This window comes from Flavobacterium litorale (assembly GCF_019613795.1).
GTDB lineage: Bacteria > Bacteroidota > Bacteroidia > Flavobacteriales > Flavobacteriaceae > Flavobacterium > Flavobacterium litorale.
In genome coordinates this window covers 721,973-746,125 of record NZ_CP080429.1, presented here as the reverse complement: position 1 = coordinate 746,125, position 24,153 = coordinate 721,973, and the positions used below count along the sequence as shown (strand labels likewise).

Genomic DNA, 24,153 nt, shown 5'->3' with positions numbered 1-24,153 from the left:
TTACGAGTTTCGTCATTGCGAGGAGGAACGACGAAGCAATCTGTAATAATTGATTATCGAAAACTAGAGTATCTTTATTTTTGATATATTTACGATATAACTAAACAATTACAATATGAGATTTTCGCAGCGTATTGGTAAAACGCCTTTTGAAACTGCTCTACAATTTGAATCAATCAATAATAAATTAAAGAATAGATTGTGGAACATAATTTTAGATTATTTTGAGTTGTTTGATGATGTATCCCTTAGTTTTGGCTTGAAAAGTGATAGGGATAAAATACTCCTTTTTATTTGGAAAGACTTTTTTGCTCATCCCTCCGATACAATATATAAAAATCCTTTTGGAAATATAGATACGGTTAAAATCATTGCTCATATAAGAAGATGGTTTTTTGACGAAGCTCATTGGTATGAAATTTATGATTTTGTAGAGTTTATTATATCAAGTGAACTCACCGTATTAAATAAAGCTGTCTTTACAAGTAATTTTAACGATGCATTAAAAAAGGAGGCATCTGCATATAAAATTATAAATAATGTAGTAACGCCAATAGCATCAGATATAGAAGTTGATTCAATTCAGGAAATACTAAGTGAAACTAACGGATGGCAGTCTATAAATGAACATTTAAAAACGGCTCTCAAGTTTTTATCCGATAGGGAATCCCCTGATTATCGAAATTCAATTAAAGAGTCGATATCGGCTGTAGAAGCAACTTGTATCAAAATTACAAGCGATTCTAAAGCTACTCTAGGAAAAGCTCTAACTGAAATAGAAAAAAAACACTCAATCGATGGAGGGCTTAAAAGCGCACTTAAATCTATTTATGGTTATACTAGTAATACAGGTGGAATAAGGCACGCTTTAATTGATGATGATGTTTCGCCTTCTTTTGAAGATGCCAAGTTTATGTTGGTATCGTGTTCAGCCTTTGTTAATTATTTAAAGGCTAAAGTATAACAGCTTTATTCGTTCTATCATTGCGAGTGGAGCGCGGCAATCTAAAATAGATTACTTCGTCGTGCCTCCTCGCAATGACCACGATTTTTTCCTGCAAGGTTTACATAACCTTGTAGGTCTTTTGCTATATACCTACAAGGTCTTTAAGACCTCGCAGGAAGCGTTACGGTAGTGAGCCACGATAGGAATAGCATTTTAATTGCCAACCGTACTTACAACTGAAAACTGTAATAATAAACAAACTACGGTCTGCTCAATTTCTGATAATCGGCTTCCACCTCATTTTGGAGTTTGGTTTGTGCCAGTAGGCTAAAAATTTCGCCATAGGGTTTTCGTCCTAAATCAAACGGATATTGCCCCAATAGTTTACCTAGTTGGACCAGCGGTAAAGTATCGTTATAGGGAGCCAATTTTTCGGCACCTGCCATTTTCCAGAGGTGGTTATCGGTACTTTGTGAGCTTAACGCTCGATTTTCGTTTTGTACTACTTGCGCTAGGCTATTGAGTATGAATTTCCGCGCACTAAAATAGTCGGTAATACGAGCCTTCCAGAATTGTTTTTCGGTTACCTCGTAGCAAATTTCAAACAGTTGGTACACGCCGTCCCAGTTGTTTATTTTAGGCAGTAGCCTAATGGCATATTTTACATTGGCGTACGGCATACTGTTTACATTCATTTGTTTGCCTGCAAAGCTGTTGTTTGGATTAAGGTGCTCCAATACGGCATCGTACAATGCGGTGTTACCCAGTTGTGTATAGCGTTTTACTGTGATGTTTTTCATTTTACTAGTTGTTTTTATTAGTTGAGGGTTTTGGGTTATGTCATTGCGAGGAGGTACGACGTGGCAATCTTTTCTGCTAATTAAAATAGATTGTCGCGCTTCGCTCGCAATGACTACCCAACACGAACACGTGCATTATAACTTTTGCGGAGGGCAAACCAGTAGCGCATCATAATACTGTCCCATTCGTCGGGGCTACGCCCGATTAAGGCTTTAACGCGGTCTTTAGGGATAATGCCCTGTTTACCGTCTTTATCAATATCTTTGAGTTTAACCTGCTCCATTTCCTCCGTAGTAGCTTGCTGTACGGCATCGTTATCGCAGTATTCGCCTGCCATACGTGCCATTATACGCTCCGCCATTTTAATGCTGCATTGGCTTTTTAGGTTATCGTAATTCGGGTTTATATACACGCCATTTTCTTTAATTTCTAGCGGCGATGCATTATTAATAAACCCCTTGCATTTTAGGAAATCGACTACGCCACCACCCACACCATCCTCATCGGCAATGGTGTTGCTTAGCGCGATACCGTATTGCGCTTGTAACTTTCGGGCGCGTGCTACCACCTCGTCCAATCCTGATTTGACTATCACTTCCCTGCGGATGCATACCCAACCGTGCCAAACCCTAAAAATGGTATTATCGCGCCCTTTTCGGGCTACATCAATAGTGAGGTATTTAAGCCCTTCGGGTTGCAGATGGTTGGGGTTAAAATAATCGGCAATAGCATCGTGGTCTATCAACGTAGCGGGGTCGTCGTCGTACTCCCAATTGCCATAATACAAGCGCTCTCGGCTGTTTTTATCCAACCGTAATAACGATTGTAAATAACTTGGGTGCAGGTACGGGTTATCGGTAGGCAGGCTTTGTATGAATTTACGATATTGGGGCAAAGCATCTTCCCTGTGGGGTTTAAAAAACTCCTTATACGCCCAGTTTTTAGACGGGTTGCAACTGCCTAATAGTTTCGGAATTAGTTTGTTTTCGGATAACTTATAACGAATTCGACTCTTTACAATTTGCCATGCATGATATACTACTTGGTTGCACTCATCAATAAATGCACCTGTAACCTCCAGCGAGCCCAAACTATCAAAATTCGGGTCGGACGGGTAATGGAATAAATCTTTTAGGAGAATTTCGCTACCGTTATTCCAGCGAATAACATTTTCTTGCGCGCGGTATTGGAATTGTTTGCTTAACTGTAATAGTGTAGCAAGTTCAAAAAAAGTGTTTAGCGTAGTTTCCTTTAAGTTTTTGAGTTTACTGCGCCCCATAAGCCAGCGCGTTTTGGGGTATTTCTGGCACATTTCCATAAGCCAAAGGCAGCCCAAGGCACTCTTGCCACCACCTGCTGCGCCCCCGTAAAGTACCTCTTCGGTTTGGTTGTCTTTCAAGTAGTAAATGGCATGTTCTTGTTTAACCAAGAGTTTCATCGGGGTGGGGGTTTACGCCTGAGCCCAAATTAAGCAGTACTTCTGGTTGCGATTCGTTGGCTTCGTCGTGTTTATCGCTCCACTGCTGGGGATTGCGATTTTTGAGCCAAAATTGCTGACTTCTAAAGTCGGCAGGGACGTGTTTTTCTACTTCCACCACTTCAATGCGCTCTTTTTCTACCCGCTTGCCATTATCGTCGTAATACACCTCTTTGCATTTTATGGGTTGCTTTATGGTAATAATCCTATCTACCGAGGCATTGTATAACGAGAGTGCCACTTCCATATCGGCTGCTTTTTTGCCTTTGGTTATTTGCCTAGCAAATTCCTCGTGGGTGTTTTTCCAACGGGTTAAGGTTTTAGGAGTTGCACCAAAAAAGATTTCGAGTTCTTTATCGGTAGCGCCGAGTAGGCAAAGTTTGTAAGCTTGCTCGCAGAGGGCTGCTTTGTAACGGGGTTTGCGTATTTTGGTTGAAGTAGCGGCAGGTTGCGCTTCTTTCATTTAGTTGAGATTTGGAAATATTTTATTTTTCTCTTTTTGGAGGGGGTGGCAATGTTGAACTTCTTTTTTTATAGAACAAAGTAGCTGCATATATTATCGTAAACCCACTAAATATGCTTCCTGTGATAATGTGTTCCCAATAAATTAATAAACCAGAAAAACACATACCTAGTACAATTATAAGAAAAGCATATGTCATACCTAGATAATTCAATCTCATCTCTCCTTCGACATCGTACTTCAATATTTTTGTCCTATCTGAAAAAATCTTGTGACGGAAATCTTGTTCTTTTTCTGCTCTTAATTTTAACCAATTTAAGATTTCAGGATCGATCTCTGATAACGCTTTGATTTCGCTTGCATCTGGTAATAGGTTATCATCGAAAACTTCTGTGTTTTCTTGATGTAATCCTTTCCCATTGTTGTTATGGACTTGGATATTTTTTTGAGATCTAGTTTGCCTAGCCATTAGTTATGAGAACTTTCTGTTATCTTCGAATGCTTTTCTGTAGTCTTTAGCTACTTTAGAGCTATCGCTTTTAAGATTAAGTCGGTCTTGATTTATGGTTGGAACTTTTTCTGTTTGTAGTTCCTTTTTCATTTCTTTTACTTCTTTGTTCTCACCAGTATAATTACCAGAAAAGATATCCGTGACATTATCAAAAATGCCAAAGAAGTTTTCTATGTCGCATATTAAAGTGCTCATGGTAATATTTTTTGTATGTGAATTCTCAGCAAATATATTAAATTTCAGCTTAAAATAGTTTTTAGTGATGTTATTTAACCCATTGTTAAGATAAAGAGCGCTTTTATCCTAGAGTATTGTATATTCTTAATGTAAGAATTAATTATGATTAACTTTTGTGTAATAGGTTTTGCGATACGTATATATAAAGTTTACATTAAAATAATGATTTCTTCATGTTCTAAAATATGTTTTCAATATCTTAAACGCGTTTAAGTGTATATTATTGCAATTACTAAATTATAACACATTAAAAATTTTACCGCATTTTACCCCTAAAAAGGTCTTTGAGTACTATTGCCATTAAGCCAAGTACGTTTAAGGTGGTGGTACCGAGTAGGGCAGCCATAACGGTATCGGACAATGTGAGTATGGAAAAGCCTACCATAAGTAGTATTATAATAACAGCACCGAGCCAAATACTAACTAATGTGGTTGCCCAGCCTATCAGTTTTTTACGGTGGATGGAGTCGGCTTCGTAGCGTTCCAGTTCGGCTTGGCGTTCGCGTTCTTCAAAACTAATTTCTTGCTCTTCGGCTTTAATTTCGTCTTCGGGGGTTACCGCTATTTTGGTATCCCGAAACGATAGTTGCCGTAGCCTTTTTAGTTCTTTAAAATTAAAGCTTTTTTTGTCGCCCATGGTGTTGCTAGTACGTTACTAATTGCCTTATGATGCACGCTCTAGGAGTTCGTGCAGTTTGGTTTCGTAGTATTTTTGGACTAGCTTTTTGGGTAGTGTTAGGTTGTAGCCTTTGGGGTATATTTCAGACCATGGTGTGCCTTCGGTATGTGTAATGGCACTTAACTCTTTACCGGAGTAATGCCCGTACTTATCCCAAACAAAATCGAGGAATTCGGCATCTTTATCGGTAATAACATCTTTAACCGCATCTTTTAAGTAAATGGGTTCTTTAACTTTATTACCGCCGTATTTTTTTAGGCTGTGATATAGGGTAGGTAGTACAGGACCCAAATCCCACGCTTGGGGCTCTTCATCTACTAATTTTTCGCCATCGCTTAATGCTAAGTACCACCCATAGGCAATGTAGGTTAATTTAATTAACTTCATTGGTGTTAGTTTTTCATCGTCGGCATACTTTTTTACAAAGTAGTTTACAACAGTAACTGGGTTATACATAGGGCTTTACTTTTAGTAGTTGGTACTGCAAAGGTAATTGTTTTTAGGTACGGTTACAATGCATAAAAATACAATAATTATACCATATATACAACCCAGCGTGGTGTTGTGCTAATGTTATTTTTTATACAAGATATCAAAGAGCGTAGTTGGATGCATCCCCCTTTTTGGGTGGTATTAGCTTTTTTGGCTTTTGCCGTGCCAAATGCGCCGTAGGTTTTGCGAGTAGTTAAACTCCTCGTTACTACTAAAATCGGCATGGGTGCGGTAGCTTTCGGTTTCGGCTACTTGGCAGCGTTCTTCAAAATAATCTCTAAAAAACGAGAGTACTTTTGCTATGGTAAGGCTCTCGTAAAACTCGCCGTATTGCCCCGATATTATTTTCTTGAACAGATAGGTTAAATCGCTCATTTTAAGGTTAAAGTAATTGTTATTAACCTCTTGTGCGCAAAGCTCTATCTGTTCCTCCGTCATGGGTTTGTTGAGGTTAAGGATATCATTTAGATACACCAACCAACCCATTACGAGCGCATGGGCAAATGCTGCATTTTTTTCGCGCTGAATGCTTGCTAACGTTGGGGCGGGGGCACACATGGCATCGGTTACGGTTATGAGCTTGCCTGCGTGGCGCATGCAGTTAACGGGACTGTAAACCTTCAGCAATTTTTCGTTTGAAATCGTCGCTATACTGTGTTTTGCCTTTTCGGGCAGGTGTTCGGGTTTGCTCATTGGTTTTTAATTCAAAAAATCCTTTCCAGCCTTTGCTCATACTTTGGTGCATTATGGCTATGGCGGTGGCTTGGGTATCGGCAAGGGTGCTTAACTCGACTAAGGCGGCCTGCTCGCTTTGGGGGCTACGGTAGTAAAAATTATGCTCGGTAGCGCGGTAGTTTTTCCAGAGCTGCCATTGCTGGGCAAATGCCTCGGTGGGGTAGGGGTGTATTACGCTTGTTTTTTCTCCCGTACCCTCTTTTTCATTCTCATAGCTACTATCATTTTCTTTTTCATCTTCACTTTCATTTTCTAAAGGCTTTTGTTGGGTAGGGGTTGGGTTTTTTTTAGGTCGTCCTCCTTTTTTACCGTTTTCGGATTGTTTTTGTTTAAACCGCGCTCTCTTTTCGCGTTCGTCCTCCAAACGTTGGTTGTAATAGATGCCGTTACGCTCTGTAAACTTATCGCGGATGGATAGCCAAATGTTTTCCCAACCTGTGCCAATAATAATGCCTATACGTTGTTTAGGTATGCCCAAATTAACCCATTGGTAAGCCAGGAGCTTTATGTACGCTCCTGTTTGCTCACACGTCATGTGCATGGTGCCTACCAAAAAATCTTGTGCATAGAATGGGAATGCAGGGTCTTTCATTATACGCGTATAATGTTATCGATTATTACGTTGTTGTACGTGCCTTTTGAGCCTGATATGTGGAACTCCAGCTCGGCTACATCGCCAGGTAAGATATCATCTAATAACTCAATTTTGGTACCCAGTGCCGAGGGGTATATTACCCTGCCTGTTTCTTGTTCAAAATGTAATTGTTGTACGGCTGTACCTAATTTGGTGGTTTTTACTTCGCCTACAGCGGTTATAATTCCTTTGGTTTTAAATTGCATAGTGTAATTATTTAATAATTGAAAAATTGGAAGTTGTAATTGTTTGTGGTTAATAGCCAATAGCCAATAGCCATTAGTCATTAGCCAATAGGTAATGCGGTTTGCTATTGTATAGTGTGTGCCATGTTGCTACACAAATAGGGCTTATTTACAAACTTTTGGCTTTTTCCTCCTCACTCTTATCTACTGGTAAGTGTGCGTTTTGAAAGCAGAGCCTGTTGGCTATTTGGTTAAAATCGAGGCTGCCTGCATTGTTTTTAGTGAGTTTGTTGTACACTACTGCGGGTGCTAGGTTGGCAAGGGCATGAAAAAAATCGGAAGCATTGTTGTTGTCCTCAAGCTCTTTAATATCAATATGATTTTCAGATGCTTCCTCAAAAAGGTGTTGCAATTGCCCTAATATTTTAACGGTGTATTCTTGTTGTTTACTTTCCATAGTTGTGGTGCCCCAATTTGGCTGTGCCAAATTGTAAGGGGCGGTTTTTACAATTAATAATTTGTTTGGATTTTTTTTGTTGCGTGCAGCCTACTCGTCTGTTGCGCTGCTAATAAGTGTGGTGTACTGTGCTACAAGGTTGTTGTACTGTATGCCACTGTTTTTGGATATTTTACCCTCTAGGCTTACGTTTACCGAAATTTCGTCGTTCTCCTTAAACGAATCCAAGTCCGCCATACGCCTCCCTCTAAATTCAACAAACGCCTTTTGTCGGTAACCTGGTAAAATAGTCACTACCTTCTTTTCGTGTCCTGCTGTGTTGCGGTACTCAATGCTCTCAATGTTTCCTGTAATGGTCATGATAAATAAAAATTTGATAAGTAAAAAAACAGAAGTATTGGTTTACTATAGGGGCGTGTGCCTAACGTTGCTGTAGTAGTGTTGTAACAGCTAATTTTTCTTGGTTTACTTGTAACTGTAACGCTTGTAGCGTTTCTGCTTTTTGTTGGAGTAGGCTGTTTAGCAAGGCTTGTAGTACGGCGAGGTCTTTTTCGCGTTGTGCCTCGCTGTTAAAGATGTTGTAAAACGGAAGTTGCTGTACAGCCTGTATTTCTTTTCGGCAGTCGGTAATCCGGCTGTTTATGTTTTTTAGTTTGGAGTATATTTTTTTCATGTTTAGTATTTTTTAGTTGGATGATGCAATGCTACTCGGTAATAGTAAAGCGTTTATCGTTGTTAAAGTTGAATATTGCGCTATTTTCTTCATCAGAAATTTTACGAACCGTTACTTTTTCCACTTTTTGATTACTATTTTCCATAATAGGTTGTTTTTGATACAGTTTAGCATATAAATTCCGTAATAAATACTTAATATGCTTCTTTTGCAAGCGTATTTTTGTGGCATTTTCCACATCGTTAGCTATAGTATATTGTATAATGTAGCGGGTGTATGCCGATTTTATATACTCTAATTCAGTGATTTTTTGTGTTATATGTTGCTTTTTACACATTTATATGTATCTTTGTAAAGTGACAGGACAAAATTAAGTGTAATATTACACATTTCAAAATTAAATCATGTTAAATTTTAGACACGTAGTTTGAATTTAGCATTTAAAGTTACACAAGGCTATGGAAATAAACGGATTAGCTATTAAACAGCATCGCGAAAAATTAGGGCTTACCCAAAAAGAACTTGCCGACCTTATTGGTGCAAGTAGGGAAACTATTATTAATTATGAGAAGGGACGCCCCATTCCGAAATCTAAAAGTGAAATATTGCACAAAGTGTTGGCTTCAACTCCGCAGGTTAACGAAGTGCCTACGGTGTATAACGAGGTACAACCGCTACAGGAAGATTTTACCAACAAAAACGGTAATAAGTTTATTGAGCTACCCAACGGCCAGTACTATATGCTTATGCCTTTGGCAGAGTTTAAAATACAAGCAGGATTTTTAAGCAGCTACCAAGACACTGATTTTTTAATGGATTTAGGACAACATGGCATTTTAGTAGATAAACCCCTGCAAGGGCGGTACGTAGCCTTTAGGGTAAACGGCGATAGTATGGACGATGGTAGTAACGAGGCCATTACCCGCGATAGTATTGTGAGCACGCGCGAGTTGCAACGCCACCACTGGCTAGATAAATTGCGGTACCGCGATTTCCCGTATTGGGTTATTTATACTACGCAAAGCAAAATGCCTTTGCTGAAAGAAATTGTAGAACATAACACCGAAGAGGGGTATATTACGTGCCACTCGTTAAACGATAGCCCCGAATATGCCGATTTTAAATTGCACCTTAACGATATACAAGCACTTTTTTATGTTATTGATGTTAACCGTAGTGTAAGCAAAAAAATACATTATTAATTAATACCTAGTTTCATCGTACTTATATAGTTTTCAGTACCTGATATGGGTTTGGATCAGAAAAAATTAATACCATGCAAACTTTTTATGGAATGGCAGGCAGGGTTATTGCCAAAAAAAATGTAAACCGCAATTGCAACAAATGTAATGCATGCAATAGCATACAGCTCGAAATAATACAGTACTATCATTATCTGTTTTGGATGATTCCTACCTATCCAACTAAAGAACGAGTAGTTGCAATATCGTGTACCAAATGTGAACATTTGCCCATTACAGTCCCAAAAGAACTTGATAAAATTGCCAACGATTTTAAAGCCACCGCCAAAACCCCTTGGTGGATGTATTTGGGTATACTACTAATTTTTGTATTTACATTTGTTAGACTAAAACTGTACATTGACGAAAGTATAAAGCCATAAACGGTTGTACTATAAAAAATACATTATTAGCATAGTTATTTTAGTAGTTAAAGGGGGCTTAATAGAAATGTTTTTATACTTATAGCAAAATAATAATTGTATTTGGTCGTATATTTTTGTATTTCAACGATTTTAACGCATAAAATTTTGCTTTTAACATAATAGTTGCTATAGCTTAGCACTCCACTATTAATTACTAAAAGTTACTATTATGAAAAAAATTACAATGTGCTTATTTGCAGTATTGGCAATTGTTTTTGCATCCTGTTCTGACGATGAAAACAAACAGTCTGCCCAAGAAAGCACGGAACTAACCGATGAGGGAATTACTAATGCTTTAGTAGAAGGTGTTAAAGCATTGCGTATTGATTTTACACAACCTACAACATTTAATTACACTACTGAAATTGAAAGAGACTCCATAATTGGTACTATTACAGTAGAAATTTTTGAAGGCGAATTGAATTCGTACAGAAATGAGCAGGGGCAATTAATATCAGATGAAATTGCTGCAAACATACTTATTAACGAACGCGAAAAAACGATAATTGTACAGCCCGAACCGTTATTAGGGGTTGTAATTTATAGCAACCCTGAAGATGATGACAATAAAAAGTGTGGCGGAAAAGCAGGTGACGGCTGGAAAAGTTACGGTATATGTTACACGGACTCTTGTGCTGAAAACAAATCGAAAGAGGCTGCTGCAGACCTTAGAAAAACTTTAAGAAGTGGGCAGTGCCTTGATATTAGGATTAAAAGAAATGCTACTAATGCTAGGGTATGTGCCAGAGTTGTTAGTTGTTAAATACTTTAAATACCTACAATAAAAAAAGTTCCTAAAATGCTGGAACTTTTTTTATAACTCCTCATCTATAACAAACTATAAACTTAAAGAAATGTTTGACAACAGAAAAATTATTGATGTTAATAGGAAAAAGCTGCCGTAAACAAATAATTTAGTCTAGGGGTGTATTGCGGCTATAGACTCGAACATACCGATTTTAAATTGCACCTTAACAATATACAGGCACTTTTTTATGTTATAGATGTTAACCGTAGTGCGAGCAAAAAAATACATTATTAATTTGCTGTATTATATTACATCTCAACATTGTGCTATCCTGCAAGGTTTTTAAAACCTTGTAGGTATAAATCGTTATCGTAAATAACGCAAATTTAAAATACCTACAAGATTTTTAAAATCTTGCAGGAGGGCATAAAAACAGCTTACACAACCCTTAAACACATACTAAAATATTTAAAACGGCTATTATTTATAGTTGTATTACACTATATTTGTGAGACAATTTTATTTAGATTGTTTATAAATAATAATACAACCACTTACTATGCCTACATCTATTGTTTGGTTTAAAACAGATTTGAGGCTGCACGATAACGAAGCATTAGTAAAAGCCATACAGCAAAGTAACAATATAGTACCCGTATATTGTATAGACGATGCACAGTTTGGCGAAACAGAATTTGGCTTTAAAAAAACAGGCAGCTTTAGAGCGCAATTTTTGCTCGAATCGTTAGCCGATCTCGATGCGCAACTTCGTGCGTTAAAATCGGGGTTGGTAGTAGTGCGTGGCATCCCCGAAGAAGAACTTCCGCGTATAGCACGCCTGTACAATGCCAAAAAAGTATACGCCAAAAAAGAGGTAACTACCGACGAGAAAAAGCAGGAGGAACGCGTAGCAGCAGCCCTTTGGAAACAAGGCTGTGTGGTAGAAACCTTTAGTACCAGCACACTGTACCACGCCGAGGATTTACCTTTCCCCTTACGCGGCATCCCCGATGTGTTTACCACCTTCCGAAAAAAAATAGAAAAAGAAGCAGGCATCCGCCCTGTATTTGATAAGCCCGAAACCATAGCATCGCCTATAATTTCGGAAACCAAACTGCCCACGTTGCCCGATTTGGGATTAACACCCCTTACGCCCGATAGCAGAGGCGTAATGCCATTTAAAGGTGGCGAAACCGAGGGGCTACAACGCCTAAACCATTATATTTTTGGTACGGAGGCTATAGCCACTTACAAGGAAACCCGTAACGGTTTGGTGGGTAGCGATTACTCCTCTAAATTCTCGGCATGGTTGGCAATGGGCTGCTTATCGGCGCGGCAGGTATATCACGAAGTAAAAAAATATGAAGCAGAAAACGGAGCTAATAAAAGTACCTATTGGATGATTTTTGAGCTACTATGGCGCGATTATTTTAGGTTTATGATGAAAAAGCACCGTAACCGCCTGTTTTTACCTAGTGGTATAAAAAATACCACTGTAAAATGGGATACACCCAACCCCAAGGTGCTACAAAGCTGGATAGACGGCAAAACGGGGCAGGACTTTATAGATGCCAACATGCTGGAACTAAAACTTACGGGTTTTATGAGCAATAGGGGCAGGCAAAATGTTGCGAGCTATTTTTGCCACGATTTAAAATTAGATTGGCGTTATGGGGCTGCGTATTTTGAAGAAATGTTAATAGATTACGATGCATCGAGCAATTGGGGCAACTGGGCATACATAGCGGGTGTGGGTAACGACCCCCGCGATGCCCGCCGTTTTAACCCCCAAAAGCAGGCTAGCGATTACGATGCTAAAAAAACCTACAGAAATTTATGGCTGCAAAAGTAATAGTACCCAAAACCGAAGCTACCCTTACCGATAGGGATATGGACCGTATTATTGAAATGGCATGGGAGGACCGTACCCCATTTGATGCTATTGAGTACCAGTTTGGGCTTACCGAAGAGAGGGTAAAGGCGTTAATGAAGCGTGAGCTTAAGTTTAGTAGTTACCGCCTGTGGCGTAACCGCGTAGCGCGTTGCAAAACCAAACACGCCAAAAAACGTAACGCGAGTATAGACCGTTTTAAGTGCAACAGACAACGTGCCATATCAGGTAATACAATAGCAAAACGCAGATAGGTTTAATAATTTTCAAACCAACTAAAGTGCTGCGCCATAATATCGGTTTTTTCTTTAGTAATATAGTCAAGGTATGCCTCAGCAGCGGGCGAAAAGCGTTTGCTTTTTAGCCAAACCAAATTCCACGTCGTTTCTATAGGTAATCCCTTCATAGGGTACAAATGCAAATCGTTGTTAGATAGTTCGTTTTTAATCCCAATTAAAGGCATTATCGAGTAACCCAACCCTGCTATTACGGCTTGTTTTACTGCCTCGTTAGAGGTTAACTCTACCCGTTTGCTGGCAGCAATACGGTTGCCATCTACAAAATTTTCCATAGCAGCCCGCGTTGCCGACCCCTTTTCGCGGTATATTAACGGCACCTCGCCCATAAAACTCTTGGTATAGTTTTTCTTCTTTGGCTTATCGTGCCCTACAAGGTACAAGCTGTTTTTCATTAGTGGTGTACTTTTAATGTCCAACCCTTCGGGCAGTACCGATACCAAAGTAAAATCCACCTTATTCTGCGCCAAGCTCTCCACCACCTTACTCTTATTCGTAACATCCAACGAAAGTTCTATACCAGGATGTTCATGTAAAAATCCCGACAGGAAAAACGGCATTACATACTTTCCTGTAGATACGGACGATATTTTTAACCTACCGCTAAGTTGCCCCTTGTAGGCTAAGGTTTTATGGTTAATAGCCTGTACCTCGTTTAATATTGCCTCGGCAGCTTCGGCAATCTCCTTACCAAAATCAGTTACGTACAATTGCCTACCTACTACTTCGGTAAGCGGAATATCAAATTGGTCTTGCAGGTTACGCAATTGTATGGATACCGCAGGTTGGGTTAAATACAGCTCTTCGGCAGCTTTGGTAATGCTTTTGGTTTGGGTAACCTTTAAAAATACTTGAAGTTGGTGCAGCGTGTAGTTCATAAATAGTTTTTATGTATATCATTGCAAATATAAATAAAAATATATGAATACGTTTTCGCAAATTTGCAATGTAATAATCAACAAATACAACATAGAAATGACAACAGTTACTATTGCAAAGGGCGACGGTATAGGTCCTGAAATTATGGATGCAACGTTATCAGTACTTAAAGCTGCTGGAGCGCAAATTAAAACGGAAGAAATTACAGTAGGCGAAAAAGAGTACCTATCGGGCAACACCTCAGGTATCTCTAGCCAGGCTTGGGATACCGTGCGTCGTAACAAAATATTACTAAAAGGTCCTATTACTACACCACAAGGTGGTGGGTACAAAAGCCTTAACGTAAGTATTCGTAAGTCGTTAGGGTTGTATGCCAATGTACGTCCGTGCGTAAGTATGCACCCGTATGTTGCTACAAAACATCCTAAAATGGATATGGTTATTGTACGTGAGAATGAAGAGGATTTATATGCAGGGATAGAGCACCAGCAAACCGATGAGGTTATGCAGTGCCTAAAGCTAATTAGCCGCCCAGGTTGTGAGAAAATTGTACGGTATGCCTTTGAGTATGCACGCCACTACGGACGTAAAAAAGTAACGTGTTTTACGAAGGATAATATTATGAAGCAGACGGACGGATTGTTCCATAAAGTATTTGACGAAATAGCTGCAGAGTACCCAGAGATAGAAAATGAACACTGGATTATTGATATAGGTGCTGCAAAAATGGCGGACTCGCCAGAGGAGTTTGATGTAATTGTAATGCCCAACCTTTACGGCGATATCCAGAGTGATGTTGCGGCACAAATTGCAGGCTCGGTAGGATTAGCAGGTTCATCTAACATTGGCGAGGAGTGTGCTATGTTCGAAGCCATTCACGGTTCGGCACCTCTTATTAGCGGGCAAAACAAAGCCAACCCGTCGGGCTTACTACAAGGTGCGGTAATGATGCTAAACCACATTGGGCAAACCGAAGTGGCAGAGAAAATACAAAACGCATGGTTACGCACCATAGAGGAAGGTAAGCACACTTTTGATATTTATAAAGAGGGCACTAGCACCGAGTTACTAGGCACAAAAGAGTTTGCCGAAGCGGTAGTTGCCAACCTAGGTAAAAAACCACAACAATTTAAAGAGGCAGCCTACGATAAAGAAAAAGTACTACAGTTACCTAAATACGTACGTAAGCCACAGGCAGACAAAAAACTAGTAGGTATTGATGTATTTGTAAACTGGACGGGTAGCGAGCCAAACGAACTAGCAGCCTTACTAGAAAAAATTAATGCCGACGAGGCAGGATTAAACATGATAACCAACCGCGGTATAAAAGTATGGCCAAACGGTTTTAAAGAAACGTTTTGTACTGACCATTGGCGTTGCCGCTTTATGCCACAAGAAGGAAAATCGATAGATAAAAAAGATATAGTAAACCTGCTAGGCGGTGCTATAGATAACAATATTGATGTAATTAAAACAGAAAACTTATACGAATTTGATGGTAAACCAGCCTTTTCGTTAGGACAAGGACAGTAAAAATAAAGAGAGCATGGTATGTATAACAATATATTTAGAGAAGGGTATTGAACCAAAAGAATTGGCCGATTTACTGCTAATTAAAGGGCTAATAGCCAATGCCTCCATAGATAAGGATAACGTTTCGTACACCCTTATAGATGGCAAAATTACCGAACGTGTAAACGATGTAATAACGGCACAAACCAAAATGGCACTCTTTTACGAAATAGAAGAGCTGGTAGCCGAAGCCTATGGCGAGCACGTACCCATATACTCTGTACCCATTATACATGCCAACCACTCTTTTGATACTTTAATACGCAGTAACACAATATGAAAAATAAAACCCCTATTATAATGAACGATACAGAAATATTAAAGCTAATAGATGGTACTTTTAATCCGACGGATGCCAGCCAAGTAATACTTGGTTTAATTAACCACAAAATTAATTTTCACGGATTGGATGCTTTTAGTAACGAAATTAGAAATCGTGATGATGACGGGCATGCAGCAGAGCGTGTTACTGAACTTACCCTAGAAAAAGCGCGTATGCAACGCATTGCACAAAAAGCTAATGAAAGCGGTAAGCGTATTAAAATAAGCTGCGATATACACGTTAGCGTTGTAGATGATGAGTAACGGTTTATGTTTGAGGGTAGACCACTTGCCATAGCAACCATGCACAAAAAAGAAAGTGTTATAGCCCCCATACTGGAAACAGTATTGGGGGTACACTGTTTTACCCCCTATGGCTTAGATACCAATACACTAGGCACCTTTACAGGCGAAATACCGCGCACCCTAACCCCGCTAGAAGCCGCGCGCCAAAAATGCCATGCTGCTATGGAACTATCCAACTGCGACCTTGCGGTAGCCAGCGAAGGCTCGTTTGGAGCGCACCCCAACATACCGTTTTTACCTGCTAACGAGGAGTTACTTGTACTGGTAGATAAAAAAAACGATGTAGAAATTGTAGTACGCGAGTTAAGCATTACCACTAATTTTAATGGCGAAGAGGTGCGTACCATGGCAGATTTGTACGCATTTGCTAAGCGCGTAAACTTCCCTGAGCATGCCATTGTACTTCGCGATTCTCGAGAGAGCAACCGTGCCATACACAAAGGTATTACACGCTATACCGAACTAGAAAATTTTTTTACCGCCTTATTAAAAAAATACGGTACTGCTTATGCCGAAACCGATATGCGCGCCATGTACAACCCTACCCGCATGCAGGTAATACAAGCTGCAGCAAACAAACTTGCCTCAAAAGCATTAGTATGTTGCCCAGCATGCGATACTCCTGGGTTTGGTGTTACAGCTACCGAGGGCGGATTGCCCTGTAGTTACTGTAGCCTGCCCACAAAATCGGTACTGCATCACGTAAGTACATGTACCAAATGCAACTATACCAGTACTAAAAAATACCCTACAGGCAAAACTACCGAAGACCCGCAGTATTGCGATTACTGCAACCCCTAACAACCCGTTATTATACCCTTACACCCTATTTTTTGTTTAGAATAGTTTAGTACTTGTTTAAGGTGCAGCCCGTTAGTAATTCGGTAAATTTGTACTATAAATCATACCAAATTATGGCTACATACATATTTGCAGGAGCATCGTCGGCAATGGCAGTGCAAGCCGCAGCGTTACTATCAGAGCAAGGGCATAAAGTTATCGGAATATCTACAAAAGAAACACAACACGATAATTATGCCGAGTGGCACACCGTACCGTCGTACAGTTTTGATGCTTTCCCTGCGGTTGAGGGGGCGATAGATGGGTTGGTGTACTTCCCAGGCACCATCAACCTAAAACCCTTTCATCGTATAACCGAAGAAGATTTTACTACCGATTATACCGTGAGTGCGCTAGGCGCAGCAGCTTTTACTCAAGCGTATGTGCGCAACCTTAAAAAAAGCAGTATAGCATCGGTAGTGTTTATTAGTACGGTGGCAGTAACTACGGGTATGCCTTTTCATGCCTCGGTAGCTATGGCAAAAGGTGCCGTAGAGGGCTTAACCCGCTCGTTAGCAGCAGAACTTGCCCCAAAAGTAAGGGTAAACTGCGTAGCACCATCGTTAACCGATACGCCACTTGCCGAACGTTTATTAGGCTCGGAAGATAAGGCAGAAGCTGCCAAAAACCGCAATCCGCTTAAAAAAATAGGTACACCTAACGATTTGGCGCAAGCCATTACTTTTTTACTGGGCGAAAATGCGAGCTGGGTAACTGGGCAAGTGCTTGCCGTAGATGGGGGTATGAATAAATTAAGGCTGCTATAGTGTTACTATAACAGCCTTTAAATAGCAAATGTAAATTATTTACGGGGGAGGTAAATAATTGTCTGTTGACTAGATTATCTATCTTTTGGAGTTCGTAAGCTAAAATACGAATTATCTACCGTCTAAAATTTACTATTCGATTAAGTGTTAATTTTTATAGATTATCGTAAAAAATTAACCCAATTTAATATTTAAAAGCCTCATTTGTAGGAAAAAATCGTCACAAATTTCCGGTTTTTCTATGCTCCTTTTCTGTCATTTAGCAGAGGTACTAATTATTATATGCACTTATTAAGTTAAATATTAGCTACTAAAAAGTGTATGTTTTTTGGGGTGTTACGCAATAATCCAAACCAATATCGGTAGGGCTGTGGGGTAGTGGTGTAGTTTCTGCTTCAAAAAAACTCAACCCAATTTTTACAGTATCGGGTCGGCATTCGGCTAAAAAACGGTCGTAAAAACCCTTGCCATACCCTATGCGGTTTCCATTTGCATCAAAACCCAAAAGCGGTACAAAAACAACATCTATTTTAGTGATGGGTACTTCTAGCCCCGCTACGGGTTCGGGTATGCCGTACTTGTTTTTTACAAGTTTGGTATTGTCTGTAAGCAAGTAGTGCTGCATGGTATGCGTTTCAAAATCCGATGTAGCTATAACCACCTCTTTATCCTTACCTGCCAGCAGGTGCAATACAAATTCGGTTTGTACCTCTTTTTGTTCTTCTATGGTTAAAAACAAGTGGTAGTAGGTTTTATCCCAAACGGGTAGTTGTAACAGTTGGTTGGCAATGGCAAGGCTTTGCGCTTCTACTGCTTCGGGTGGCATTTCCTTACGGAGTGCGCGGTATTTGCTACGGATTTCGTTTTTTGTCATGAAGGCAAAGATAAATGATAATGCATTTTTTGGAACACGAATTACACTGATTATGCCGATTTTCGCGGATGGCTTAAAACCAAAACCCTACGCTAACCCATGTAAAGTGCTTGTTGGTTTCGGGCGACCAACTGTGTTTTAACTCCACGGGTCCTATCATGGTTTCTAAGCCATAACCTAGGGCATAGCCTGTATATTGCGGTATGGATAGTATTTCGCCTTTGTCCAACAGGTTATCGCCTAAGTTGGCATAATTTGCCGATAGGCTCAGGTGGTTTTTCCTAAACAGCTCCCAGTCTAAAGTGGCACGCCCTTTTAGGTAGCTATTGCCCGAAATGCTTAAAAAATCGTACCCATAAAAATGCCTAAAGTTGTTAATGGTGTGGTAGCCGTAGCCTCCTAATACAAAATCGAAAAAGGTAACGCTATTATCGCCATTTACGGTAAAACCGCCTTCGGCTTGCAGCTCTAACGTAACTTTGTGGTGTAGCCTTTTTGCCGTACCCATTTCGACTTTAAAGATGCTAAAACGGTTAAACTCATCCGTATAATCGGTAGAGTATAAAAACGATTTGGCTTCGCCCGAAAAATACCATCCCTTTGTAGGGAAGTAGCGGTTATCGTACGAATCAAACGTTAGGTAACCGTACGCCGAGTAATAATCGCTATCGTCAAACGTTTTATCGCTATCGTTACTTAACGTTTCCGATTCTATTTTTAGGTGCTTGTGCTCTACGCCTCCGCCTACTAAAAATTTTTGGGCAAATATGGTTTGTATGTATAGTTGGTTGGTAAAATCGGTATAATCAATATTTACGGCATCAAAAAGGTCGTCGTCGCCTGTAATACTAGCAGGCAAATTGCGGTTAAAACTATTAAAGGTAGAGCGTATTCCGTAGCTGGTATAAAAACCATTATCCATGTAGTAGTTAAACATGTACCTAAAATTATCGCCCAGTATTACATCGGCAGCTATTACATCGCCTCGCCTAAACAGATTTTTGTGGGTAAGGTTAACCAGTACGGCACTTTTGTACAACCCATCGTAATGCAGCCCTAGTTTTAGGTAGCTGTTTACGGGGTTTTCGGCTACTTTAAGTTTTAGTATATCGCCCTCATCGCCTTCGTCAAAACAATAGGATATTGCCCTAAAGTTTTGGGTGGAGTTGAGGTTGCTTATACCGTGATTGAATTTTTTATACGAAACTTTTGAGCCAGGTTTAAAGTTGAGCTTACCAATAACGTAGGCACGCCCGTAGTTTTTAAGCCCTTCTATCTCTATCGCCTCTACATTAATAGAGTCGCTTATGGCTAGGGGTGGTTTTACAAGGGGGCTGCCTTTGCCTAGTTTTTTTAATTTTTCGAGGATAATGTTTGCCGATTTTTCGCCCTCGTCTATAATGGCAGGACCTTCATCAAACGATACTACGTTATAATCGGAAATATCAGGTTTTATATAAATGTCGGTAGCTTTGCGCTTAGCCTTCATTTTTTTAATCATCTGGTAGTTGTTTATTTGTACCAGTATGCCTGTAGCGCCTTTAATTTGGGTACGGTCTTTTAGCCCGTCTTGCACATCTACACCAATAATAATATCGGCGCCCATTTTTCGTACTTCCTCGACGGGATAGTTGTTGGTTACTCCACCGTCTATCAGCAACCTACCATCAATCTCTACGGGGTAGTATAACGATGGGAATGCTCCACTGGCAAGTATGGCATCGGGCAGTATACCTTCGCGTAGTACAACTTCTTCGCCTGTTTCTATATCGGTGGCAATACATACAAAGGGTATAGGGAGTTTGTTAAAATTGCGTATGTGTCGTACATTGTTGGTAAGGCGGTTTACGGTAGTGTAATTGTATAATCCTTTGGAGAAGCCTGCGGGGAAACCTACTTTAAAGTTTTTAAAGGGTAGGGTTAGGGCATATAGCTCGTCATTACGTTTTTCGAAAAAGCTTTTGGAATCTCTGGGCGAATAGTCTTGTATTAACGCATCAGAATCGAGGCTTCTAAAAATAGAATCGAGTTCGTTTGCCGAGTAGCCTGCTGCGTACAGCCCACCTACTATGGCACCCATACTTGTACCGCCAATATAATCGATTTTGATACCTGCTTTTTCCAACACCTTTAGTACCCCGATGTGGGCGAGCCCTTTGGCACCGCCTCCGCTTAGTACTAAGCCTATTTTGGGTTTGGTGGTGGCAATTGTGTCCTCCTGTGCGGTAACCGTACCAAATAGTAGCGAGCAAAGTAACAGGAGTACAATTTTTTTCATCAGTTGGGCTTTATTTGGTAAAATTCGGCAATTTTTTTTGCTTTGGCAGGACCTATTACTTTGGCAATATCAGGTTCGGTAGCTTCCTTTAAACGTTTAACCGACTTAAAATATTTTAATAATGTTACCATTGTTTTTTCGCCTATGCCCGGTATGCTCTCTACCGATGTTTGTAATGCACTTTTACTACGCCTGTCGCGATGGTGGGTTATACCAAAGCGGTGTGCCTCGTTACGGAGGTGTTGTATTATTTTTAGCGTTTCTGATTTCTTGTCTAAATACAAAGGTACGGAGTCGCCAGGATAATAAATTTCTTCTAACCGTTTTGCGATGCCTAAGATAGTGATTTTACCACGCAGCCCCAATGCATCTAAACTTTTTAACGCGGATGATAATTGCCCCTTACCGCCATCTATAATAATGAGTTGGGGTAAGGGTTGGTCTTCTTCCAATAGCCTGCGGTAACGGCGGTGTACTACCTCTTCCATACTCGCAAAATCGTCGGGTCCTTCTACTGTTTTAATATTAAAGTGGCGGTAATCTTTTTTACTGGGTTTACCATCTTTAAATACTACGCAGGCGGCTACGGGGTTGGTACCTTGTATGTTACTGTTATCAAAACATTCAATGTGTCGCGGTTCGGTAGGTAGGCGCAAATCTTTTTTCATTTGTGCCATAATGCGGTTGGTGTGCCTATCGGGGTCTACAATTTTAATTTGCTTTAACTGATCCATTCTGTGAAAGCGTGCATTACGGTTACTAAGGTCCAGTATTTGTTTTTTATCGCCTACTTTAGGTACGGTAACTTTTACGTTTTCGCCTAAATTAATGGCAAAAGGTGCGAGTACTTCTTTGGAGCGTAACTCAAAACGTTCGCGTAGCTCTACGGCAGCAATTTGGAGTAAATCCTCGTCGGGTTCGTCCAGTTTCTTTTTAATTTCCATAGTGTGCGAGCGTACTATTGCCCCATGCGCTACTTGTATGTAGTTAACGTACGCCATACTCTCGTCGCTTACAATGCTAAATACATCGAGGTTGTTAATGCGCGGATTGAATACGGTACTGCGGGCTTGGTAATTTTCTAACGCCTCTATTTTCTCTTTAATTTCCTGTGCTTCCTCAAACTTCATTTCGGCAGCCAGTTCTTGCATTTTGGTTCGGAACGATTTTAGGCTTTGTTTAAAATTACCGCGTAGTATATCTCTAATATCGTTAACGCAGTCTTGGTAGTCTTCTAAACGCTCGTAGCCTTCGCAGGGTCCTTTACAGTTGCCAATATGGTACTCCAAGCATACTTTGTACTTGCCCGATTGTATGTTGCTTTCACTGAGGTCGTAATTACACGTACGGAGTGGGTACAGCTCCCGAATAAGCCCCAATAGTGTTTGTACGGTTTTAAAGGAGGTGTAGGGGCCGAAATACTCCGAACCGTCTTTAATTACGTTACGGGTAGCAAACACGCGCGAAAAGCGTTCTTTTTTTATGCAAATCCAAGGGTAGCTTTTATCGTCCCGTAACAGAATGTTATAGCGGGGTTTTAGGCTTTTTATCAGATTGTTTTCCAGTATTAATGCCTCGCTTTCGGTAGGGACTACTATGTGCTTTACCCGAACTATTTTACGTACCATAATGCGAATACGCCCCGAATCGCTGGTTTTATTAAAATAGGACATTACCCGCTTTTTGAGGTTTTTGGCTTTACCTACATAAAGGAGGTTATCGTCTTTATCAAAATATTGATATACCCCCGGGCTATCGGGCATGGTTTGTATTTGGAGTTCTAACTGCGTTGGCATACTACAAAGTTAGTATTTAGTTTTGAGTTTTCAGCGTACAGTTTTCAGTCATGAGGTACAGTTTTCAGTTAAAGATTTTGGGTTTGTCATTGCGAGCGTAGTGCAACGGAGCGTGGCAATCCATATTCGGATTACTTCGTCGTGCCTCCTCGTAATGACATGCGGGTATTTAACCTATTGTTGTTTTCCTGCAAGATTTTTGAAATCTTGTAGGTTTTACCTATTATTGGTTAAAAATTAGAGCATTACACTACACCTACAAGGTATTCCAGACCTTGCGGGAATTGGTTTTGTATGGGCTGGTATTTATACCTGATAAGCATTTAATATATACTTTTTCAATTTGACCTTTATCTTAGTTTGCGGGTGTAGCGCCGCAATCGTTGCAGATTACTGTGTTGTACTTTTATATGATTACAAAGTAGAGTTCACTTGTTGTTTTCCTGCAAGATTTTTGAAATCTTGTAGGTATAGTGTAGTTTATATACTAATATGTAAACCATACCTACAAGGTACTCCAGACCTTGCAGGAGTTCGTTTTGTATGGGCTGATATTTATAGCTCATAAATATTTAACATATTGGTTTAATAGCTACTTTTACACGTATAAAATAACTTTATGGCTGATAGTGATATAACAATACTTGGCGAAACGGTTTCGTTGGGGGAGAGTAAAACCATTAACATGGAAATTGCACGCTTGCATACCATGAACAAGCTTAAAGTACCCATTATTGTAGAGCGTGCTACTGAGGACGGACCTGTGGTGTTGTTTTGTGCAGGTTTGCACGGTGATGAGATTAATGGTACTGAAATAGTACGCCAGCTAATTGTACGCAAAATTAACAAGCCCAAACGAGGTACTATTATTTGCATGCCTGTTATTAATATTTTTGGTTTTATTAATAAGAGTAGGGAGTTTCCGGATGGGCGCGACCTGAATAGGGTTTTCCCGGGTAGTCAGCGTGGGTCGTTAGCAGGTCGTTTTGCATGGCATTTGTTGCACGAAATTATTCCACATATTGATTATTGTGTTGATTTTCATGCTGGAGGGGCAAGCCGTTTTAATGCGCCTCAAATTCGGATTGTACCGAATAACCCTGAATTGCGTGCGCTTGCCGATGTGTTTAATGCACCGTTTACCTTGTACTCTAAAAACATAGCAGGTTCGTTTAGGAATGCTTGCGGTAGGTTGGGCGTAAAGGTGTTGTTGTTTGAGGGCGGAAAATCGTTAGACCTGAACCCTGTTGTTACCCGCGAGGGGGTAAAGGGTGCAAAGCGTTTTTTAGCGCATTTGGATATGCTAAACCCGAAAAAGAACGCCAAGCCTGCACCTGTACCTTCGGTATATATAGAGCGTTCGGTTTGGATACGCGCTAGTTACTCGGGGTTGTTGCAAAATCTTACTTCGGTAGGTAAATTGGTTGAAAAAGGGGATGTTATTGCGCTTATTACCGACCCGTTTGGTAAGTCTGAGCATGCGCTTAAGGCACCACATAGGGGGTATATTATTAATGGTAACGATGCACCGATTGTGTACCAAGGCGATGCCGTTTTTCATATTACCAGTAAACTGGAGGAGTGAGTTGGTTTTGTATTAGTAGTTTGCAGCTCCAGTCGCAGTCAGGC

Annotated in this window: 30 protein-coding genes; 12 read left to right on the top strand and 18 right to left on the bottom strand. The window is 40.1% G+C overall.

Features of this window, described 5'->3' with window-relative positions:
* Positions 1–115: 115 nt before the first annotated feature.
* On the top strand, positions 116–964 hold the full coding sequence (locus tag K1I41_RS03285) for an AbiJ-NTD4 domain-containing protein (RefSeq protein WP_220641259.1): 849 nt from the start codon (positions 116–118) through the stop codon (positions 962–964).
* A 242-nt stretch (positions 965–1,206) separates the two neighbouring features.
* On the opposite strand, the gene K1I41_RS03280 is transcribed toward K1I41_RS03285, so the two are convergent.
* The 14 genes from K1I41_RS03280 to K1I41_RS03220 form a co-directional block, all read right to left on the bottom strand.
* Positions 1,207–1,746: a hypothetical protein gene (locus K1I41_RS03280; protein ID WP_220641258.1), complete on the bottom strand. Its 540-nt coding sequence runs from the start codon at positions 1,744–1,746 to the stop codon at positions 1,207–1,209.
* Between the two features lie 113 nt (positions 1,747–1,859).
* Positions 1,860–3,185, bottom strand: coding sequence for a phage terminase large subunit (locus tag K1I41_RS03275; protein ID WP_220641257.1), 1,326 nt, complete (start codon positions 3,183–3,185; stop codon positions 1,860–1,862).
* Complete coding sequence (locus K1I41_RS03270; protein ID WP_220641256.1) at positions 3,169–3,687, bottom strand: hypothetical protein; 519 nt, start codon at positions 3,685–3,687, stop codon at positions 3,169–3,171. The genes K1I41_RS03275 and K1I41_RS03270 overlap by 17 nt, the downstream gene beginning before the upstream one ends.
* A 22-nt stretch (positions 3,688–3,709) precedes the next feature.
* Positions 3,710–4,156 (bottom strand): hypothetical protein, encoded by a 447-nt coding sequence (locus K1I41_RS03265; protein WP_220641255.1) that lies wholly within the window; start codon positions 4,154–4,156, stop codon positions 3,710–3,712.
* Between the two features lie 3 nt (positions 4,157–4,159).
* Positions 4,160–4,288: a hypothetical protein gene (locus tag K1I41_RS12435; protein ID WP_255566963.1), complete on the bottom strand. Its 129-nt coding sequence runs from the start codon at positions 4,286–4,288 to the stop codon at positions 4,160–4,162.
* Between the two features lie 403 nt (positions 4,289–4,691).
* Complete coding sequence (locus tag K1I41_RS03260) at positions 4,692–5,072, bottom strand: hypothetical protein (RefSeq protein ID WP_220641254.1); 381 nt, start codon at positions 5,070–5,072, stop codon at positions 4,692–4,694.
* A 27-nt stretch (positions 5,073–5,099) separates the two neighbouring features.
* Positions 5,100–5,570 carry a Panacea domain-containing protein gene (locus tag K1I41_RS03255; protein ID WP_220641253.1) on the bottom strand — a complete coding sequence of 157 codons (471 nt, stop codon included), beginning with the start codon at positions 5,568–5,570 and terminating at the stop codon, positions 5,100–5,102.
* 177 nt (positions 5,571–5,747) lie between these two features.
* Positions 5,748–6,203: a hypothetical protein gene (locus tag K1I41_RS03250; RefSeq protein ID WP_220641252.1), complete on the bottom strand. Its 456-nt coding sequence runs from the start codon at positions 6,201–6,203 to the stop codon at positions 5,748–5,750.
* A gap of 4 nt (positions 6,204–6,207) precedes the next feature.
* Positions 6,208–6,933 carry a phage replication initiator YdaU family protein gene (locus K1I41_RS03245; protein ID WP_220641251.1) on the bottom strand — a complete coding sequence of 242 codons (726 nt, stop codon included), beginning with the start codon at positions 6,931–6,933 and terminating at the stop codon, positions 6,208–6,210.
* Positions 6,933–7,181 carry a hypothetical protein gene (locus K1I41_RS03240; RefSeq protein WP_220641250.1) on the bottom strand — a complete coding sequence of 83 codons (249 nt, stop codon included), beginning with the start codon at positions 7,179–7,181 and terminating at the stop codon, positions 6,933–6,935. The genes K1I41_RS03245 and K1I41_RS03240 overlap by 1 nt, the downstream gene beginning before the upstream one ends.
* 148 nt (positions 7,182–7,329) lie before the next feature.
* Positions 7,330–7,617, bottom strand: a complete 288-nt coding sequence (locus K1I41_RS03235) for a hypothetical protein (RefSeq protein ID WP_220641249.1) — start codon at positions 7,615–7,617, stop codon at positions 7,330–7,332.
* Positions 7,618–7,707: 90 nt separating this feature from the next.
* Positions 7,708–7,977: a DUF3127 domain-containing protein gene (locus tag K1I41_RS03230; RefSeq protein ID WP_220641248.1), complete on the bottom strand. Its 270-nt coding sequence runs from the start codon at positions 7,975–7,977 to the stop codon at positions 7,708–7,710.
* Between the two features lie 61 nt (positions 7,978–8,038).
* Positions 8,039–8,290: a hypothetical protein gene (locus tag K1I41_RS03225; protein ID WP_220641247.1), complete on the bottom strand. Its 252-nt coding sequence runs from the start codon at positions 8,288–8,290 to the stop codon at positions 8,039–8,041.
* A 31-nt stretch (positions 8,291–8,321) separates the two neighbouring features.
* Positions 8,322–8,627 (bottom strand): hypothetical protein, encoded by a 306-nt coding sequence (locus tag K1I41_RS03220; RefSeq protein WP_220641246.1) that lies wholly within the window; start codon positions 8,625–8,627, stop codon positions 8,322–8,324.
* A gap of 121 nt (positions 8,628–8,748) precedes the next feature.
* Here K1I41_RS03220 and K1I41_RS03215 point away from each other — a divergent pair, with 121 nt between their 5' ends.
* The 5 genes from K1I41_RS03215 (at position 8,749) to K1I41_RS03195 (ending at position 12,849) form a co-directional block, all read left to right on the top strand.
* On the top strand, positions 8,749–9,492 hold the full coding sequence (locus tag K1I41_RS03215; protein WP_220641245.1) for a helix-turn-helix domain-containing protein: 744 nt from the start codon (positions 8,749–8,751) through the stop codon (positions 9,490–9,492).
* Between the two features lie 74 nt (positions 9,493–9,566).
* The gene (locus K1I41_RS03210) at positions 9,567–9,914 is read left to right on the top strand and encodes a hypothetical protein (RefSeq protein WP_220641244.1); all 348 of its coding nucleotides are present in this window, start codon (positions 9,567–9,569) and stop codon (positions 9,912–9,914) included.
* 211 nt (positions 9,915–10,125) lie between these two features.
* The gene (locus K1I41_RS03205; RefSeq protein WP_220641243.1) at positions 10,126–10,719 is read left to right on the top strand and encodes a hypothetical protein; all 594 of its coding nucleotides are present in this window, start codon (positions 10,126–10,128) and stop codon (positions 10,717–10,719) included.
* A 544-nt stretch (positions 10,720–11,263) separates the two neighbouring features.
* Entirely contained in the window at positions 11,264–12,556 is a 1,293-nt protein-coding gene (locus tag K1I41_RS03200; RefSeq protein WP_220641242.1) for a DASH family cryptochrome, read from the top strand.
* Positions 12,541–12,849, top strand: coding sequence for a TIGR03643 family protein (locus tag K1I41_RS03195; RefSeq protein ID WP_220641241.1), 309 nt, complete (start codon positions 12,541–12,543; stop codon positions 12,847–12,849). Before K1I41_RS03200 ends, K1I41_RS03195 begins: the two co-directional genes overlap by 16 nt.
* A 2-nt stretch (positions 12,850–12,851) precedes the next feature.
* Here the strand turns inward: K1I41_RS03195 and K1I41_RS03190 are convergent, their stop codons facing one another.
* Positions 12,852–13,769, bottom strand: coding sequence for a LysR family transcriptional regulator (locus K1I41_RS03190; protein WP_220641240.1), 918 nt, complete (start codon positions 13,767–13,769; stop codon positions 12,852–12,854).
* A gap of 43 nt (positions 13,770–13,812) precedes the next feature.
* On the opposite strand from K1I41_RS03190, the gene K1I41_RS03185 reads away from it, so the two are divergent.
* From K1I41_RS03185 to K1I41_RS03165, 5 genes are all read left to right on the top strand, one after another.
* Entirely contained in the window at positions 13,813–15,303 is a 1,491-nt protein-coding gene (locus K1I41_RS03185) for an NADP-dependent isocitrate dehydrogenase (RefSeq protein ID WP_255566962.1), read from the top strand.
* A 13-nt stretch (positions 15,304–15,316) separates the two neighbouring features.
* Positions 15,317–15,622 carry a hypothetical protein gene (locus K1I41_RS03180; protein WP_220641239.1) on the top strand — a complete coding sequence of 102 codons (306 nt, stop codon included), beginning with the start codon at positions 15,317–15,319 and terminating at the stop codon, positions 15,620–15,622.
* Positions 15,623–15,642: 20 nt separating this feature from the next.
* Positions 15,643–15,927 carry a hypothetical protein gene (locus tag K1I41_RS03175; protein ID WP_220641238.1) on the top strand — a complete coding sequence of 95 codons (285 nt, stop codon included), beginning with the start codon at positions 15,643–15,645 and terminating at the stop codon, positions 15,925–15,927.
* Between the two features lie 6 nt (positions 15,928–15,933).
* Positions 15,934–16,770: a DUF6671 family protein gene (locus tag K1I41_RS03170; RefSeq protein WP_220641237.1), complete on the top strand. Its 837-nt coding sequence runs from the start codon at positions 15,934–15,936 to the stop codon at positions 16,768–16,770.
* A gap of 113 nt (positions 16,771–16,883) precedes the next feature.
* A complete protein-coding gene (locus K1I41_RS03165; protein ID WP_220641236.1) occupies positions 16,884–17,576 on the top strand; it encodes an SDR family NAD(P)-dependent oxidoreductase in 693 nt (230 codons plus the stop codon).
* A 310-nt stretch (positions 17,577–17,886) separates the two neighbouring features.
* Here the strand turns inward: K1I41_RS03165 and K1I41_RS03160 are convergent, their stop codons facing one another.
* The 3 genes from K1I41_RS03160 to uvrC all read right to left on the bottom strand — a co-directional run bounded on the left by K1I41_RS03160 (position 17,887) and on the right by uvrC (position 22,524).
* Positions 17,887–18,450 (bottom strand): 5-formyltetrahydrofolate cyclo-ligase, encoded by a 564-nt coding sequence (locus tag K1I41_RS03160; protein WP_220641235.1) that lies wholly within the window; start codon positions 18,448–18,450, stop codon positions 17,887–17,889.
* Between the two features lie 73 nt (positions 18,451–18,523).
* Entirely contained in the window at positions 18,524–20,728 is a 2,205-nt protein-coding gene (locus K1I41_RS03155) for a patatin-like phospholipase family protein (protein ID WP_220641234.1), read from the bottom strand.
* Positions 20,728–22,524 (bottom strand): excinuclease ABC subunit UvrC, encoded by a 1,797-nt coding sequence (uvrC, locus tag K1I41_RS03150; protein ID WP_220641233.1) that lies wholly within the window; start codon positions 22,522–22,524, stop codon positions 20,728–20,730. Before uvrC ends, K1I41_RS03155 begins: the two co-directional genes overlap by 1 nt.
* A gap of 619 nt (positions 22,525–23,143) precedes the next feature.
* Between uvrC and K1I41_RS03145 the strand changes: the two genes are divergently transcribed.
* Positions 23,144–24,109 (top strand): succinylglutamate desuccinylase/aspartoacylase family protein, encoded by a 966-nt coding sequence (locus K1I41_RS03145; RefSeq protein ID WP_220641232.1) that lies wholly within the window; start codon positions 23,144–23,146, stop codon positions 24,107–24,109.
* Positions 24,110–24,153: the final 44 nt, after the last annotated feature.

What these genes read in the sequence shown, in the direction of transcription:
- K1I41_RS03285 (WP_220641259.1), top strand. Translation starts at nt 116, where the DNA reads ATGAGATTTTCGCAGCGTATTGGTAAAACGCCTTTTGAAACTGCTCTA.
- K1I41_RS03280 (WP_220641258.1), bottom strand. Translation starts at nt 1,746, where the DNA reads ATGAAAAACATCACAGTAAAACGCTATACACAACTGGGTAACACCGCA.
- K1I41_RS03275 (WP_220641257.1), bottom strand. Translation starts at nt 3,185, where the DNA reads ATGAAACTCTTGGTTAAACAAGAACATGCCATTTACTACTTGAAAGAC.
- K1I41_RS03270 (WP_220641256.1), bottom strand. Translation starts at nt 3,687, where the DNA reads ATGAAAGAAGCGCAACCTGCCGCTACTTCAACCAAAATACGCAAACCC.
- K1I41_RS03265 (WP_220641255.1), bottom strand. Translation starts at nt 4,156, where the DNA reads ATGGCTAGGCAAACTAGATCTCAAAAAAATATCCAAGTCCATAACAAC.
- K1I41_RS12435 (WP_255566963.1), bottom strand. Translation starts at nt 4,288, where the DNA reads ATGAAAAAGGAACTACAAACAGAAAAAGTTCCAACCATAAATCAAGAC.
- K1I41_RS03260 (WP_220641254.1), bottom strand. Translation starts at nt 5,072, where the DNA reads ATGGGCGACAAAAAAAGCTTTAATTTTAAAGAACTAAAAAGGCTACGG.
- K1I41_RS03255 (WP_220641253.1), bottom strand. Translation starts at nt 5,570, where the DNA reads ATGTATAACCCAGTTACTGTTGTAAACTACTTTGTAAAAAAGTATGCC.
- K1I41_RS03250 (WP_220641252.1), bottom strand. Translation starts at nt 6,203, where the DNA reads ATGCGCCACGCAGGCAAGCTCATAACCGTAACCGATGCCATGTGTGCC.
- K1I41_RS03245 (WP_220641251.1), bottom strand. Translation starts at nt 6,933, where the DNA reads ATGAAAGACCCTGCATTCCCATTCTATGCACAAGATTTTTTGGTAGGC.
- K1I41_RS03240 (WP_220641250.1), bottom strand. Translation starts at nt 7,181, where the DNA reads ATGCAATTTAAAACCAAAGGAATTATAACCGCTGTAGGCGAAGTAAAA.
- K1I41_RS03235 (WP_220641249.1), bottom strand. Translation starts at nt 7,617, where the DNA reads ATGGAAAGTAAACAACAAGAATACACCGTTAAAATATTAGGGCAATTG.
- K1I41_RS03230 (WP_220641248.1), bottom strand. Translation starts at nt 7,977, where the DNA reads ATGACCATTACAGGAAACATTGAGAGCATTGAGTACCGCAACACAGCA.
- K1I41_RS03225 (WP_220641247.1), bottom strand. Translation starts at nt 8,290, where the DNA reads ATGAAAAAAATATACTCCAAACTAAAAAACATAAACAGCCGGATTACC.
- K1I41_RS03220 (WP_220641246.1), bottom strand. Translation starts at nt 8,627, where the DNA reads ATGTGTAAAAAGCAACATATAACACAAAAAATCACTGAATTAGAGTAT.
- K1I41_RS03215 (WP_220641245.1), top strand. Translation starts at nt 8,749, where the DNA reads ATGGAAATAAACGGATTAGCTATTAAACAGCATCGCGAAAAATTAGGG.
- K1I41_RS03210 (WP_220641244.1), top strand. Translation starts at nt 9,567, where the DNA reads ATGCAAACTTTTTATGGAATGGCAGGCAGGGTTATTGCCAAAAAAAAT.
- K1I41_RS03205 (WP_220641243.1), top strand. Translation starts at nt 10,126, where the DNA reads ATGAAAAAAATTACAATGTGCTTATTTGCAGTATTGGCAATTGTTTTT.
- K1I41_RS03200 (WP_220641242.1), top strand. Translation starts at nt 11,264, where the DNA reads ATGCCTACATCTATTGTTTGGTTTAAAACAGATTTGAGGCTGCACGAT.
- K1I41_RS03195 (WP_220641241.1), top strand. Translation starts at nt 12,541, where the DNA reads ATGGCTGCAAAAGTAATAGTACCCAAAACCGAAGCTACCCTTACCGAT.
- K1I41_RS03190 (WP_220641240.1), bottom strand. Translation starts at nt 13,769, where the DNA reads ATGAACTACACGCTGCACCAACTTCAAGTATTTTTAAAGGTTACCCAA.
- K1I41_RS03185 (WP_255566962.1), top strand. Translation starts at nt 13,813, where the DNA reads ATGAATACGTTTTCGCAAATTTGCAATGTAATAATCAACAAATACAAC.
- K1I41_RS03180 (WP_220641239.1), top strand. Translation starts at nt 15,317, where the DNA reads ATGGTATGTATAACAATATATTTAGAGAAGGGTATTGAACCAAAAGAA.
- K1I41_RS03175 (WP_220641238.1), top strand. Translation starts at nt 15,643, where the DNA reads ATGAACGATACAGAAATATTAAAGCTAATAGATGGTACTTTTAATCCG.
- K1I41_RS03170 (WP_220641237.1), top strand. Translation starts at nt 15,934, where the DNA reads ATGTTTGAGGGTAGACCACTTGCCATAGCAACCATGCACAAAAAAGAA.
- K1I41_RS03165 (WP_220641236.1), top strand. Translation starts at nt 16,884, where the DNA reads ATGGCTACATACATATTTGCAGGAGCATCGTCGGCAATGGCAGTGCAA.
- K1I41_RS03160 (WP_220641235.1), bottom strand. Translation starts at nt 18,450, where the DNA reads ATGACAAAAAACGAAATCCGTAGCAAATACCGCGCACTCCGTAAGGAA.
- K1I41_RS03155 (WP_220641234.1), bottom strand. Translation starts at nt 20,728, where the DNA reads ATGAAAAAAATTGTACTCCTGTTACTTTGCTCGCTACTATTTGGTACG.
- uvrC (WP_220641233.1), bottom strand. Translation starts at nt 22,524, where the DNA reads ATGCCAACGCAGTTAGAACTCCAAATACAAACCATGCCCGATAGCCCG.
- K1I41_RS03145 (WP_220641232.1), top strand. Translation starts at nt 23,144, where the DNA reads ATGGCTGATAGTGATATAACAATACTTGGCGAAACGGTTTCGTTGGGG.